Origin of the sequence: Amycolatopsis sp. NPDC059027 (assembly GCF_042739735.1) — a bacterium.
Lineage (GTDB): Bacteria > Actinomycetota > Actinomycetes > Mycobacteriales > Pseudonocardiaceae > Amycolatopsis.
Genome location: NZ_JBHYIK010000042.1, coordinates 20385 through 33791, shown reverse-complemented (window position 1 = coordinate 33791; position 13407 = coordinate 20385). Strand labels below are relative to the sequence as shown.

Sequence of the window (13407 nt, the reverse complement as noted above, 5' to 3'; positions counted from 1 at the left end):
GGGTCCAACCCGGCTATATCCCCGACAAAACACGCGAGATCGGTGTTTCAGCGGGTGCGGGATTTGGTGGGTTTCTTACCGGCGCCGGGCTTCGGTTTCTTTTCCCGGACGCGGACATTCACCCGAACGGGGCTTCCTTCGAAGCCGAACCGCTCGCGGAACTTGCGTTCGATGAAGCGGCGGTAGCCCGCCTCGAGGAAGCCGGTGGTGAACAGGACCAGCGTCGGCGGGCGGATCCCGGCCTGGGTCGCGAACAGCACCTTGGGCTGTTTGCCGCCGCGCACCGGCGGCGGGGTGGCCGCGATGAGGTCCGACAGCCAGCCGTTGAGCTGGCCGGTGGGGACCCGCTGGTCCCACGACTTCAACGCCGTCCGCAGCGCGGGCGCGAGCTTGCGCACCGAACGCCCGGTCAGCGCCGAGATGTTCACCTTCTCCGCCCACGGCACCCGGACCAGGCCGCGTTCGAGCTCCCGGACCATGGCGTGGCGGCGGTCCTCGTCGACGAGGTCCCATTTGTTGAACGCCAGCACGCACGCGCGCCCGGCCTCGACCACCATCGTCAGCACCCGGAGGTCCTGTTCGGACATCGGCTCGGCCGCGTCCAGCAGTACGATCGCGACCTCGGCCGCGTCGATCGCGGTCTTGGTGCGCAGCGAGGCGTAGTACTCGGCGCCGTTGGCCGAGTTGACGCGCTTGCGCAGACCGGCGGTGTCGACGAACCGCCAGACCTCGCCGTCCAGCTCGACGAGCGAGTCGACCGGGTCCACAGTGGTCCCGGCGACCGAGTCCACAACGGACCGCTGCTCCCCGGACAACTTATTGAGCAGACTGGACTTCCCGACGTTCGGCTTGCCGACCAGCGCCACCCGGCGCGGGCCGGAGGTGATCGTCTCGCGCTCGCGCGGGGCCGCGGGCAGTGCCTTGATGACCGCGTCGAGCAGGTCGCCGGAGTTGCGGCCGTGCAGCGCGCTCACCGGGTACGGCTCGCCGAGGCCCAGCGACCACAGCGACGCGGTGTCGGCGAGCAGCCGCTCGTCGTCGACCTTGTTCGCGGCCAGCAGCACCGGCTTCTTCGACCGGCGCAGCACCCGCGCGACGGCCTCGTCGGTGGTCGTCGCGCCCACGGACGCGTCGACGACGAGCAGCACGGCGTCGGCGGTGGCCATCGCCATCTCGGCCTGCGCCGTGATCGACGCCTGCAGGCCACTGGCGCCGGGCTCCCAGCCGCCGGTGTCGACCAGGGTGAACCGGCGGCCGCTCCAGAACGCGTCGTAGGCGATCCGGTCGCGGGTCACCCCCGGCACGTCCTGCACCACGGCCTCGCGGCGGCCGAGGATGCGGTTGACCAAAGTGGACTTGCCCACGTTCGGCCTGCCGACCACGGCGAGCACCGGCTGCGCGAGGTCGGCCTCGGTGCCCGCCTCCTCGGCCTCGATCCGCGCGTCGAGTGCGGCGAACTCCGCCTCGTCGGACCAGGTCCCGTCGACCTCGCCGACACCCGCCGACGTCTCGAACTCCGCCGACGTGCTTTTTCCCGCGGAGGCGGCGTCCCACTCTGTCATCAGTTCTCATTCCCGTACGCGTTCAGAACCCGTGTTCCGAGCGCCATTCGTCCAAAGTCTTCACCAGCGCCGCCAGCTCGCCGCGCAGGTGCTCGGTGCCGTCGTCGAGGCCGGTCCGTCCCTTGCCGATCTCCGGCGTGAACGGCTCGCCGACCAGGATGTCCACCCGTGGCCGCCAGCGCCGCCGCCCGCCGGCGGGCTTCAACGTCCCCCGCGTCGCGACCGGCAGCACGGTGGCGCCGGACGCCCGGACCAGCCAGGCCGCACCGCGTTCCGCCGCGCCGACGTCGCCGTCACCGCGGGTGCCCTCGGGAAAGATCCCGACGACACCGCCCGCCTTCAGCACCGACACCGCGGTCATCAGCGGCTTGCGGTCGACCTCCCCGCGTTTGACCGGGATCTGCCCGATCGCCAGCAGGAACCGGCCCACCGCCCCGCCGAGGCTGTGGAACAGCTCCTCCTTGACCAGGAACGCCGACCGCCTCGGCAGCATTCCGAAGATCAGCTGCGGTTCGATGTACGAACTGTGGTTGGCGATCACCACCACCGGACCGGTGGCGGGCATCCGCTCCCGCCCGTGCACCCGGATGCGGAACGCCGACCGCAGATGGTACCGCGCGAACACCCGCCCGGCGTCGTGCAGCCCCCCGCGGGCGCCCTCGGGCAGCCCGGCTGCGCTCATGCGATCGCCTCGCTCCGTGAGACAGTGTTCAATTCCTCTTGGCGCATGATGTCCATGATTCGCTCGCAAGCGTCGCTCATCGAGCGGCCTCGGCCGAGCACCCCGCCAGCAGACCGCGGTGGCTGGCCAGCTCGCAGAGCGCGACGATCACCTGGTCGATGGACAGCTCCGAGGTGTCGACCGGCACCGCGTCGTCGGCAGCACGCAGCGGGGAGGCGGTCCGGCTCGAATCGAGCCGGTCCCGGCGTTCGACGGACTCGCGCGCGTCGGCCACCGTGGACTGCCGCCCGGCGGCGGTGTCCTGGCTGCTGCGCCGCGCGGCGCGGACGTCGGCCGACGCGGTGAGGAACACCTTGAGCGGCGAGTCGGGCACCACGACCGTGCCGATGTCGCGGCCTTCCACGACGATGCCGCCGACCTCGCCGAGTACCTCGGCGATGATCCGGCGCTGCCGGGCGACGAGCAGCTCGCGCACGTGCGGCACCGCGGACACCGGCGAGACGGCCTTGGTCACCTCGGGCCCGCGGATCTCGGCCGAGACGTCCTCGCCGCCGAGCCGGAATTCGGGGCGCTGCGGGCTGGTCCCGATCATCAGGTCGACGCCGTCGGCGAGCCCCGCCACGGCATCGGCGTCGGCCGGGTCGATCCCGGCGCGCAGCACGGCGAGCGTCACCATCCGGTACATCGCGCCGGTGTCGAGGTACCCGGCGCTGAGTCGGTCGGCGAGCTTGCGCGCGACGGTGGTCTTCCCGGTCCCGGACGGGCCGTCCAGCGCGACCACACCACGTAGGGCTCCCGACACCGGCACTCTCCTCGCGTTTCGTCCGCACCTGATCGCCGTACATTCTGCCCGGCGGCCGGTGGCGCGGATCAGTCGGCCGGTCCGGAGGCCCCGCCGCCGAAGCGGGCGACCAGGATCGCGAGCCGCTCCGCACGGTGACCGGGGCTCAGCCGACGACCTCGATCGAGCGTGACGAGTCCGTGCAGCGCGGCCCAGAACGTCTCGGCGAGGGTCCCGACGGCGTCTTTCCCGGCGACCGGCGCCACCGCCGCGGCGATCGCCCCGAACGCGTCCCGCAGCGCCTGCGGTGCCTCGTCGGTGGCGAACGGCAGTTCGGAGGCGAGGGTGAACATCGCGTCGTAGAGCGCGGGATTGGCGTCGGCGAACGCGACGTAGGCCTCGGCGACCGCGGCCAGCGGGGACGGTTCGAACGCGGCGCCGCCGAGCTGCTCGGCGAGTTCGGCGCAGCCCTCGACGGCGGCCGCCGCCATGATCGCGTCCTTGCCCGAGAAGTGGCTGTACAGCACCGGCTGGCTGTACTCGATCTTGGCCGCGAGCCGCCGGGTGGTGACCGCGTCCCAGCCCTCGGCCTCGGCGAGTTCACGGGCGGCGGCGACGATCCGCCGCTCCCGCTCGGCACGGTCGCGCGCTCGGCGCAGCTGCTGGGTCATGAACCCGATACTAGCACCGCTAGACAATCTAGCGCCGCTAGGTTAGCGTTGCTAGTAATCCTAGCGTTGCTAGACAGCGCCGATCAAAGCCAACTGGAGGGACCCATGCTCGTCACCGGATACGTCCTCGTCGGACTCGTCGCGGCCATGATCATCTACGTCGGCCTGAACTACGTCTTCGCGCCCGCCAAGATCGCCGAGGGCTTCGGGTTCCGGACACTCCCGCAGAACGGCGACGCCTTCTACAACATCAAGGGCGTCCGCGACATCGGGAGCGGCCTCGTCCCGATCGCACTGATGCTCTACGGCGACCCGCACGCGCTCGCCTGGGTCATCCTCGCCGAGGCGTTCATCCCGTTCGGCGACATGCTGACCATCTTGCGGCACAAGGGAAAGAAGGCCGTCGCGTTCGGCGTCCACGGCGTGACCGCGGTGGTGATGGCCGTCGCATCGGCCCTGCTGCTGCTCGGGTGATCGAGCACGAATCGGACAGTGGGCTACCGTGGAGGAGTGAACGTCGAAGTGACCCCTCTGCCCGGAATCGGCGTCCGCAAGGATTTCGCCACCCGCACCGGCCGCCGCATCGGTGTCGTCACCCAGCGGGACGGGCAGATCGAGCTGATCGTGTCCAAGACCGACGATCCGGACGCCTGCCTCGCCTCGCTCCCGCTCACCGCCGACGAGGCAGGGGCGCTGGCCAACCTGCTCGGCGCGCCGCAGCTGGTCGCCCAGCTCACCGAGGAACACCGGGACCTGCCGGGCATCAACACCCGGCAGCTGCCGATCAAGTCGGCGTCCCCGTTCGACGGCCGGACCCTCGGGGACACCGCGATGCGCACGCGTACCAGCGTTTCCGTGGTCGCGGTGATGCGGGCCGGGCAGGTGCACCCGTCGCCGACACCGGATTTCACCTTCACCGCGGGCGACGTGCTCGTCGCGGTCGGCACGTCCGAGGGACTCGAGGCCGCCGCGAAGATACTCAAGTTCGGCTGATCCCGGGATGGACCACACCGCACTGTCCCTGATCGAACTCGGGGCGGTCTTCTTCGTGCTGGGCGCCCTCGGCCGCCTCGCCGGGAAGATCGGCCTCTCCCCCATCCCGCTGTACCTGCTCGGCGGCCTGTGCTTCGGCCAGGGCGGGTTCCTCCCACTGACCGACATCGGCGGCTTCACCCACCTGGCCGGCGAAATCGGCGTCGTCCTGCTGCTGCTCCTGCTGGGCCTGGAGTACTCCGCGGCCGAGCTGTTCACCGGGCTGCGCAGGTCGTGGATGGCGGGGCTGCTCGACATCGTGCTCAACGCGGCGCCGGGCGCGATCGTCGCGCTGATCCTGGGATGGGGCCCGATCGGCGCGATCGTGCTCGCCGGCGTCACCTACATCTCCTCGTCCGGGATCATCGCGAAGGTGCTGGGCGACCTCGGCAGGCTCGGTAACCGCGAAACGCCGGTGGTGCTGTCGATCCTCGTGTTCGAGGACCTCGTGATGGCGCTGTACCTGCCGATCCTGACCGCGGTGCTCGGCGGCGTCAGCCTGCTCGGCGGGATGAAGGCCGTCGGGATCTCGCTCCTGGTGATCACCGTGGTGCTGGTGATCGCGCTGAAGTTCGGCCGGTTCGTGTCCGCCGCGGTGGACAGCCCGGACCGCGAGGTGTTCCTGCTCAAGGTGCTCGGCGCCGCGCTGCTGGTGGCCGGGCTGGCCTCGGCGATGCAGGTCTCGGCGGCGGTCGGCGCGTTCCTGCTCGGCATCGCGATCTCCGGTTCGACCGCGGAAAACGCGACGCACCTGCTCGAACCGCTGCGGGACCTGTTCGCCGCGGTGTTCTTCGTGGTGTTCGGGCTCAACACCAACCCGGCGTCGATCCCGCCGGTGCTCGGCTGGGCGGTGGTGCTCGCGGTGGTGACGACGCTGACGAAGGTCGGCACCGGTTGGTGGGCCGCGCGAAGACAGGGCGTCGGGAAGCTCGGCCGGGCCCGCGCGGGTGCCGCCTTGGTCGCCCGCGGCGAGTTCTCGATCGTCATCGCCGGTCTCGCGGTGTCGGCGGGTGCCGTCACCGGCGAACTCGCGGCGCTCGCCACGGCGTACGTACTGCTCATGGCGATCCTCGGCCCGATCACCGCCAGGGTCGTCGAGCCGATCGCGAGGGCGCTGGGGCGCAAGACGGCCGCGAAGGCCGCCGCCGCGTCGTCCTCAGGGTCGCCCTAGCGCCGGGTGCCGAGCAGGAACCCGCCGACCGCGGTTTCCACCAGCGGATCCCGTCCGGTGGCCTCGGCGAAGGCCGCGGGTTCCGCGGTACCGAGGGCACAGGGCGCGAGTCCCATCGCGGTCGCCACGCAGTACATGGTCTGGTAGAGCACTCCGACGTGCTTGAGCGTGAGCGCGTACGCCATCCGTTCGTACTTCCACATCACCCGGCCCACCCGCGCCGAGACGACGAACACGACCTGCGGCACCGTGTTCAGGCCCCCTGCCGCCCCGCGCGCGTGCCGGACGAGCCGCCGTACCGCCGGGACGCCGGGGGCGGCCACGGGTCGGAGGACGTGCTCGTGCGCGTCGTAGTGGTACATGCCGGGGGCGACACCGTCCACAGTGGACACGATCGGATATACCTCCAGCTCGTGGGAGGCACCTCCGCTCGGATAAGGCTTCCGCACGTGCTCCACCCCGCCGGCCTCCGCGATGCCCTGGACCCGGGCGCAGCGGTGCAGGAACTCGCCCAGCTGGGCCGCCGTCAGCGGATGTTCGTCGTCGTGCTCACGGACGCTGCTCCGGCGGGCCAGCACCGCGGTCAGGCCGGGATCGTCACGGGACACCGCTTCCGCGTCCGGCTCCGGCAGCGCGACCGCGGGCCCGGGGTACGGCTCCGGCCGGGCAGGGAGCGGATCGTGGCTCCCCTTCGCCCAGTAGGTCCCGGCGAATCCCTCGCCGAGATGCCCCCGCTCGTCCCGTTTGCTGCGTGCGTGGAACCACAGTTCGTGCGGGCTCCACTGCCGGGTCCGGAGGTCGTTCTCCGCGCCCGCGTCCACCAGCAGCCCGGCCCACCGCAGATCCCGCCGGAGGCGAGCCCGCAGGCCGTCCGGGAAGGCGGAGACGCCCGGTTTTCCCGTGTACCCGCCGATTTCGGCGAGCACCGCTGGATCGCGGACCTCGACGTCGCACCAGGCCAGCGGGGATTCGACGACCATCCCGTCCGTCCCCGCCCGAATCACCGCGAACCGCGACAGCCGCAACTTCCCGGTTCCGGTGTCACCGAGTTCCGGCGGCGGGCGCAACGGCTGCATCCGGTACAGGTCCGTCCCGCCGCTGGTCACCGTGAGCACCAGCCACCCGCCGTCGCGCAACACCTGGAGCAGCCGGTCACCCTCGGGGCCCGCGAGTTCCTCGGGCGTGTGCGGGCGATCCGCCAACGCCGCCAACATCGCGCGCTCGGCTTCGCTCAGCGCGCCGATCGTCTGCGCGTACCGGTCGCAGAGCAGGCTCGTCTTCCCGTCGGGCGAACGGACGCAGGACACACCGCCGCGCAGGGCGTAGCGCTCGCCGAACTCGGTCATAGCGCCTCAGGGTAGTGCTCAGCCCTGGTCGAGCCGGGCCCGCGGCGCCGCGTCGACATGCGCGAGCTGCCCGGGAGCGGCCGGGACGCTGTCGCCGGAGAATGCCGAAGGCGTGCCGGACAGCGGCAAGGTGACCGCCGTCTTGGCCAGGTCGATCGTCAGCTTCGGCGTCCTCGCGGGTGCCGAGATGAACCCGCTGTCGGTGCCCCCGATGATCAGCGCCAGGGCGTGCCCACGCGGCACGACGTGGTCGGTGCTCGCCAGGCGGAATGTCATCGTGTACGCCGTGCCCGGGACGAGCGGCTCCTCCTTCGACAGCGAGCGGTAGTTCGCCAGATCCGCCCAGCCCCGGCTGATGATGGTGTAGTCGACGTTCGTCGTGTCGGCCGTGGTCACCTTGTAGCAGGCGTCGTCACCCGGCGCGTTCGCGCCCCAGCACGTCTCCGCTGTCCCGGTGTTGATGCCCTCGCCCCGACCCGCGAAGTTCCGGATCGTCGCCGGTCCGTAGTCGACGAGCACCGCGGACAGCCGGGCCGAGGACGTGCTCGGCGTCGCGGTCACGCTGATCGAACCGGTGCCGGACACCTGGAGGTCGTTCGCGAGTTTCCCGGTGCTGTACAGCAATCGCGAGCCCGACGCGGTACCGGGGTTCGCCGCCCAGTCGTTCTCGCCCTGCGAAGGATTGTCGGTGAACGTGGCGGTGCCCGAGGACGCGCCGGTGGTCAGCGAGCCGAGTCCCGGCACACCGCCTGCCTTGGCCCGCAACACCGTCGGCGAGGCGTTCGCCGCGGGCCACGCGGACTGGTCGGCCCACTGGTCGGGCTGCCGTTCGACACTCGCCATCGGGCCGCGTTCGACGCCGTTGTCGATGCCCATCAGGTAGTGGTCGAACCAGCGGTGCAGCAGGTCGACCCAGTCCGCGCGCCGGTAGTCGAACGGATCGACGTGCCCGGTCTGGGCCAGCCAGATCTTCCGCTCGACGCCGTTCACCGCGAGCGCGTCCCACCACTGTCCGAAGTGGATGGTCTTGACGTTGAGATCGTTCACCCCGTGGGAAAGCAGCACGCTCGCGCGGATGTTCTTCGCCTTGGCCGCGTAGTAGTCGCGCTCGGCCCAGAACGGCCCGTAGTCGCCGTTCGCCGTCGCGCCCTGGGTCAGTTTCCGGTTCTGCGCCGAACAGTCCTGCCCGCTGTTGCGCTGTTCGACGGTCCGCGCCAGGCCGACCGGGTCGAAGCCGAACGTCGCGCCGTCGGAGCGGTAGTAGTCGTACCAGGAGCTGATCCCCGCGATCGGCACGATGGTCTTCAGCCCGGCGACCCCGGTCGACGCGACGCCGTTGGCGATCGTGCCGTCGTAGGACTTGCCGATCATGCCGACGTTCCCGGTGCTCCAGCTCGCCGGCACCGCGCTGCCGCCGGTCTTCGCGCTGTAGCCCGCCGCGCGGCCGTTGAGCCAGTCCACGACCGCCTTCGCCGACTGCACGTCCGAGACGCCGCCGACGTCGACACAGCCCTGCGACCGGTTCGTCCCGGCGAGGTCGACCAGGACGACGGCGTACCCGCGCGGCACGAAGTAGTTGTCGTAGTAGAGCGGGAAACCGACCGGGCGGCCGCTCGCGTCGTAGGTCTTGCGCTCGCTCTCGTTGCCGCGGCCGCAGCACGAGTAGTACGGGCTGGCGTCCATGATCACCGGGATCTTGATGCCCTTGGCCACGGTTTCCTTCGGGCGCACGACGTCCGCGGCGACCCGGTCCGGTTTGCCGTCACCATCCCCGTCCCGGCCGGTGTCCACCCAGACGGTCTCGCGGATCGCGCCCGCGAAGTCGTACACCGGATCGGTGCCTTTCACCCGCGACGCCGCGTGCGCGCCACCCGGTACCAGCACCGCGACCGTCATCGCCATCACCGTCGCGAGCACACCCGCCGAACCGAACCGCACAGCAGCCTCCCGAGATCCGTGGCCGCCAAGCTAGAAGCCGCCAACTTCGCCCGGTAGAGCGGAAAGTGGGTATTCGGGCGGGGCCCGCCCGTTCGGCCTAGAGGTCGACCGAGCGGTACAGCGAACCGACCTCGCCGCGCGTCAGCCGCCGGATCGAACCCGGCCGCTGGTTGCCCAGCTGGACCTCGCCGACGGCCGTGCGGACGAGCTTGAGCACCGGGTGGCCGGTGTCCTTCAGCAGCCGCCGCACGATGTGCTTGCGGCCCTCGTGGATCACCAGCTCGACCAGCGTCTTGCCGGAGTGCATGTCCTTGACCCGGAACTGGTCCACCTTGACGATGCCGTCCGGCAGCTCCCAGCCCTTGCGCAGTTCCTTGCCCAGCCCGCGCGGAACGAGCCCGTCGACCTCGGCCAGGTACGTCTTGAGCACGCTGAACGACGGGTGCATCAGGCGGTGGCCGAGATCGCCGTCGTTGGTGAGCAGCAGCAGGCCCTCGGTGTTCTCGTCGAGCCTGCCGACGTGCACGACCCCGGGCGTCTCCTCGTACCGGCCGCGCAGGTAGTCGCCGACGCACGGGCGGCCGCGGTCGTCCGACATCGTCGAGTGGACGCCCTTGGGCTTGTTGAACGCGAGGTACACCAGATCGTCGCGCAGGTTCACCCGCGTGCCGTCGACGTGGATCACCGATTCGAGCGGGTCGACCCGGCGGCCGAGCTCGGTGACCACCTCACCGTTCACCTCGACCCGGCCCGCCACGATCAGGTCCTCGGCGGCGCGGCGTGAGGCGACGCCCGCCTGCGAGAGCACTTTCTGCAGGCGAACGCCGTCGGGGTGCTCGCTAGATGTCATCGATCGTGTCCACTTCGGGTAGCAAAGGAGCGATGGGGGGCAGGTCGGCCAGCGACGACAGCCCCAGCCGCTCCAGGAACAACTCGGTCGTCACGTACAGCGTGCCGGTGGTCTCGGGATCGGTCCCCATCTCCTCGATGAGGCCGCGCGCGAGCAACGTCCGGATCACGCCGTCCACGTTCACGCCACGCACCGCGGCGACCCTGGCCCTGGTCACCGGCTGCCGGTACGCGATCACGGCGAGGCTCTCCAGCGCGGCCCTGGTCAGCTTCGACCGCTGGCCGTCCAGCAGGAGCTTCTCCACGAACGGGGCATAGACGTCCCTAGTGTAGAACCGCCACCCCTCGCCGACGCGCCGCAGGTCGATCCCGCTGCTGCGCTCGGTGAACTTCTGCGCCATGGTGCGCAGCGCGACGGTCACCCGCGCGACCGGCTGCTCGACCGTCTCGGCGAGGGTTTCCTCGCTCGCCGGGGAGTCGATGACCAGCAGCAACGCCTCCAGCGCGGCCTCCAAGGCCTCGTCGGAGGTGACGTCGGGCAGGTCGCTCGCGTCACCCGCGGCCACCAGCCCGGACTCCGGATCATCGGGGTCCAGCCCGTCCGGTTCGGCCGGGACACCGGGGGCTTCCTCCGGCGAAGCGGCTTCGTCAGCCTCCCCCGCCTCAGCTGCCTCGGCCCCTTCGGGCACCTCGCCCTCTTCAGCCGTACCCGGAACATCGTCCGGTGTACCGGGAACGTCGTCCGGCGTACTCGCAGAGTCGTCCGGCGTACCTGGAGAGTCGTCCGGCGAGCCGACTGTCTGGGTACTCGAACCGACCGTTTCGGTACGCGAGTCCTCCGGTTCCCCAGAGGTCTCGGCGACGTCCGGTTCGTTCTCCTCGTTGCTCACCCGTACTCCTCGTCCTCCGCCGTGGCCCGGTCGTGCTCGGCCGCGACGACCGCCTCCTCGACGCTGCCGCCGGTCCACCTCACATGCAGCTCCGCGAGCGCCTCCAGCTGTTCGAACTGCACCGAGGACTCGCGGTACAGCTCCAGCAGCGCGAGGAACCGCGCGACGATCTCGACCGTGTGCTCGCAGTCGTCGACCAGCTCGCCGAACGTCGCCTGTCCGCGTTCGGCCAGCTTCAGCCGCAGCAGCGCCGCGTGCTCGCGCACCGACACCCGGCCCATGTGGATGTGCGCGATCGACACCGTCGGCGGCGGTTTCGGCTTGAACACCGCGACCGCGATCTCGGCGAACTTCGCCGGGTCGACGCCGATCATCACCTCGGGCAGCAGCCCGACGAAGCGGTCCTCCAGCGCGACCGAACGCGGATACCGCCGCAGCGCACCGGCTTCCAGTTCGCCGAACAACGCCGCCACCTGCTTGTACGCGCGGTACTGCAGCACCCGGGCGAACAGCAGGTCCCTGGCTTCCAGCAGTGCGAGGTCGTCCTCGCTCTCGACCTCCGCGGCGGGCAGCAGGCGCGCCGCCTTGAGGTCGAGCAGGGTCGCCGCGATGACCAGGAACTCCGTTGTCTCGTCGAGGTTCCAGTCCTCGCCCAGTTCCCGGGTGTAGGCGATGAAGTCGTCGGTGACCTGGTGCAGCGCCACCTCGGTGACATCGAGCTGGTGCTGGGAGATCAGTTGCAGCAGCAGGTCGAACGGGCCCTCGAAGTTCGCCAGCCGCACCTTGAACTTCGACGTGCTCAGTTCCTCGGCGGCCAGCCCCTCCGGGATCGTGCCCCCGTGCACGGTCTCGTGCACGGGAGCCGGTTCGTCCTGGCTGGGCTGCGGGGCCTGCTCGTCCGGCTCCGGCGCCTGCTCAGCCGATGCCGGTTCGTCCATCAGGCCTCGGTTTCGCTCTCGTCGTCGCCGAGCGCCCGCAATCGCTGGACCAGCACCGACTGCTCGCCGTTCTGGTCGAGATCGGCCAGCAGCACGGCGACGGCCTCCCGCACCAGCCTGCCCCGGTCGAGCACCAGACCGTGTTTCGCCCGCAGGTTCAGCCGCGCCTGTTCCATCGCCAGCAGTTCGTCGCCGGAGACGTACACGGTGATCTTCGCGTCGTGCTTGGTCCGGCCGGATCCGCGCCGGGCGGCGCCGCTGCGGGTCAGCTGGTCCTGGTGCCCGTTCCCGCTCGCCTTGCCGTTCCCCGTGCCGCCACCGCCGTTGCCGTTCCCGGTGCCGCCGTTCCCCGTGCCGGGGGCGGGCTTGGCGGGGGTGTCGAGCGCGGGGTTGGCAGTGCTGGTCGTGATGCGGAACAGTTCCGACGCTCCGGGCAGGGAAGCTCGCCTGCTCACCGAGCGATCACCTCGCGGGCCAGCGCGCGATAGGCCGCCGCGCCTGCGGATTTGGGAGCCCAGGTCGTGATCGGCTCCCCGGCCACAGTGGTCTCCGGGAACCGCACGGTGCGGTTGATCACCGTGTCGAACACGGTGTCACCGAATGCCTCCACCACGCGAGCCATGACCTCCTTCGAGTGCAGGGTTCTCGGGTCGTACATGGTGGCGAGAATCCCCGTTATGTCCAGTTTGGGGTTGAGGCGTTCCTGCACCTTCTCGATGGTGTCGATCAAGAGCGCTACGCCTCGCAGACTGAAGAACTCGCACTCCAGCGGGATGATCACACCGTCCGCGGCGGTCAGTGCGTTCACCGTGAGCAGGCCGAGCGAGGGCTGGCAGTCGACAAGAACATAGTCGTAGTCGTTCATGACCGGACGAAGGACCCGTAACAACGTGTGCTCGCGTCCTACCTCAGCGACAAGCTGGACCTCCGCCGCGGACAGGTCGATGTTGCTCGGCAGCAGGTCAACGCCGTCGACGGAGGTTTTGCGGATGACGTCGGTGATCACCACCGACCGCTCCATGATGACGTTGTAGACCGTCTGGTCCAGTTCGTGCGGCTGGATGCCGAGGCCGACCGACAGCGCGCCCTGCGGGTCGAAGTCGACCAGCAGCACCCGGCGCCCGCATTCGGCGAGCGCGGCGCCGAGGTTGATGGTCGAGGTCGTCTTGCCGACGCCGCCCTTCTGGTTGCACATGGCCATGACCTGTGCCGGGCCGTGCTTCTCCAGCGGGGGCGGCTCGGGGATCTCGCGGCGCGGGCGGCCGGTCGGGCCGAGCCCGTCGTCCTCGCGCGGCTTCATCCTGTTCTTGGCGCGGGCCTTGCGGCCCTTGGGCCGGACCGGGGTCTCCGACGGTTCGTCGCCGTCGTGCTCGGCGGGGGTCGCGATGGTGACCTGGTTGAGGTTCGCCGCGACCGAACCGGCGGACGCGGCCGGGCGCTCCGGCTGGTTCGGTGTCGACATAGCGAAAAAGCTCCTCGTTCGGCAGAGTCCTCGGCAGCCTATGCGGGAATTCGCGGCGCTGCCAAAGCGGCTCGCCGACCGCGAT

General features: G+C 70.5%; 14 protein-coding genes. 3 read left to right on the top strand and 11 right to left on the bottom strand.

The window, feature by feature from the left end; translation table 11 throughout:
• Nucleotides 1–47 precede the first annotated feature (47 nt).
• The 4 genes from der to ACFWY9_RS27120 form a co-directional block, all read right to left on the bottom strand.
• Nucleotides 48–1562, bottom strand: coding sequence for a ribosome biogenesis GTPase Der (der, locus tag ACFWY9_RS27135; RefSeq protein WP_378323975.1), 1515 nt, complete (start codon nucleotides 1560–1562; stop codon nucleotides 48–50).
• Between the two features lie 22 nt (nucleotides 1563–1584).
• Nucleotides 1585–2244, bottom strand: a complete 660-nt coding sequence (locus ACFWY9_RS27130) for a lysophospholipid acyltransferase family protein (RefSeq protein ID WP_378323976.1) — start codon at nucleotides 2242–2244, stop codon at nucleotides 1585–1587.
• 76 nt (nucleotides 2245–2320) lie between these two features.
• Entirely contained in the window at nucleotides 2321–3025 is a 705-nt protein-coding gene (gene cmk / locus ACFWY9_RS27125) for a (d)CMP kinase (protein ID WP_378324017.1), read from the bottom strand.
• An 89-nt stretch (nucleotides 3026–3114) separates the two neighbouring features.
• Nucleotides 3115–3696, bottom strand: coding sequence for a TetR/AcrR family transcriptional regulator (locus ACFWY9_RS27120; protein ID WP_378323977.1), 582 nt, complete (start codon nucleotides 3694–3696; stop codon nucleotides 3115–3117).
• 105 nt (nucleotides 3697–3801) lie between these two features.
• On the opposite strand from ACFWY9_RS27120, the gene ACFWY9_RS27115 reads away from it, so the two are divergent.
• Genes ACFWY9_RS27115 through ACFWY9_RS27105 form a run of 3 tightly spaced genes read left to right on the top strand, consistent with a single transcriptional unit; the run spans nucleotide 3802 to nucleotide 5899 of the window.
• Nucleotides 3802–4170, top strand: coding sequence for a DUF4267 domain-containing protein (locus tag ACFWY9_RS27115; protein WP_378323978.1), 369 nt, complete (start codon nucleotides 3802–3804; stop codon nucleotides 4168–4170).
• Between the two features lie 36 nt (nucleotides 4171–4206).
• On the top strand, nucleotides 4207–4689 hold the full coding sequence (locus ACFWY9_RS27110; protein WP_378340234.1) for a cation:proton antiporter regulatory subunit: 483 nt from the start codon (nucleotides 4207–4209) through the stop codon (nucleotides 4687–4689).
• 7 nt (nucleotides 4690–4696) lie between these two features.
• Complete coding sequence (locus ACFWY9_RS27105) at nucleotides 4697–5899, top strand: cation:proton antiporter (protein ID WP_378323980.1); 1203 nt, start codon at nucleotides 4697–4699, stop codon at nucleotides 5897–5899.
• Here the strand turns inward: ACFWY9_RS27105 and ACFWY9_RS27100 are convergent.
• The 7 genes from ACFWY9_RS27100 to ACFWY9_RS27070 form a co-directional block, all read right to left on the bottom strand.
• Nucleotides 5896–7245 carry a SagB family peptide dehydrogenase gene (locus tag ACFWY9_RS27100; protein ID WP_378340233.1) on the bottom strand — a complete coding sequence of 450 codons (1350 nt, stop codon included), beginning with the start codon at nucleotides 7243–7245 and terminating at the stop codon, nucleotides 5896–5898. The genes ACFWY9_RS27105 and ACFWY9_RS27100 overlap by 4 nt on opposite strands.
• 18 nt (nucleotides 7246–7263) lie before the next feature.
• Complete coding sequence (locus tag ACFWY9_RS27095; protein ID WP_378324018.1) at nucleotides 7264–9141, bottom strand: Xaa-Pro dipeptidyl-peptidase; 1878 nt, start codon at nucleotides 9139–9141, stop codon at nucleotides 7264–7266.
• A 139-nt stretch (nucleotides 9142–9280) separates the two neighbouring features.
• Entirely contained in the window at nucleotides 9281–10033 is a 753-nt protein-coding gene (locus ACFWY9_RS27090; protein ID WP_378323982.1) for a pseudouridine synthase, read from the bottom strand.
• Complete coding sequence (gene scpB / locus ACFWY9_RS27085; protein ID WP_378340265.1) at nucleotides 10023–10721, bottom strand: SMC-Scp complex subunit ScpB; 699 nt, start codon at nucleotides 10719–10721, stop codon at nucleotides 10023–10025. The genes ACFWY9_RS27090 and scpB overlap by 11 nt, the downstream gene beginning before the upstream one ends.
• Before the next feature lie 197 nt (nucleotides 10722–10918).
• Nucleotides 10919–11860, bottom strand: a complete 942-nt coding sequence (locus ACFWY9_RS27080; protein ID WP_378340232.1) for a segregation and condensation protein A — start codon at nucleotides 11858–11860, stop codon at nucleotides 10919–10921.
• Nucleotides 11860–12315 (bottom strand): cobyrinic acid a,c-diamide synthase, encoded by a 456-nt coding sequence (locus tag ACFWY9_RS27075; RefSeq protein WP_378323984.1) that lies wholly within the window; start codon nucleotides 12313–12315, stop codon nucleotides 11860–11862. Before ACFWY9_RS27075 ends, ACFWY9_RS27080 begins: the two co-directional genes overlap by 1 nt.
• Nucleotides 12312–13322: a ParA family protein gene (locus tag ACFWY9_RS27070; RefSeq protein WP_378323986.1), complete on the bottom strand. Its 1011-nt coding sequence runs from the start codon at nucleotides 13320–13322 to the stop codon at nucleotides 12312–12314. Before ACFWY9_RS27070 ends, ACFWY9_RS27075 begins: the two co-directional genes overlap by 4 nt.
• Nucleotides 13323–13407: the final 85 nt, after the last annotated feature.

Coding starts and splice junctions, on each gene's coding strand:
- der (WP_378323975.1), bottom strand. CDS start 1,562: ATGACAGAGTGGGACGCCGCCTCCGCGGGAAAAAGCACGTCGGCGGAG.
- ACFWY9_RS27130 (WP_378323976.1), bottom strand. CDS start 2,244: ATGAGCGCAGCCGGGCTGCCCGAGGGCGCCCGCGGGGGGCTGCACGAC.
- ACFWY9_RS27120 (WP_378323977.1), bottom strand. CDS start 3,696: ATGACCCAGCAGCTGCGCCGAGCGCGCGACCGTGCCGAGCGGGAGCGG.
- ACFWY9_RS27115 (WP_378323978.1), top strand. CDS start 3,802: ATGCTCGTCACCGGATACGTCCTCGTCGGACTCGTCGCGGCCATGATC.
- ACFWY9_RS27105 (WP_378323980.1), top strand. CDS start 4,697: ATGGACCACACCGCACTGTCCCTGATCGAACTCGGGGCGGTCTTCTTC.
- ACFWY9_RS27100 (WP_378340233.1), bottom strand. CDS start 7,245: ATGACCGAGTTCGGCGAGCGCTACGCCCTGCGCGGCGGTGTGTCCTGC.
- ACFWY9_RS27095 (WP_378324018.1), bottom strand. CDS start 9,141: ATGACGGTCGCGGTGCTGGTACCGGGTGGCGCGCACGCGGCGTCGCGG.
- ACFWY9_RS27090 (WP_378323982.1), bottom strand. CDS start 10,033: ATGACATCTAGCGAGCACCCCGACGGCGTTCGCCTGCAGAAAGTGCTC.
- ACFWY9_RS27080 (WP_378340232.1), bottom strand. CDS start 11,860: ATGGACGAACCGGCATCGGCTGAGCAGGCGCCGGAGCCGGACGAGCAG.
- ACFWY9_RS27070 (WP_378323986.1), bottom strand. CDS start 13,322: ATGTCGACACCGAACCAGCCGGAGCGCCCGGCCGCGTCCGCCGGTTCG.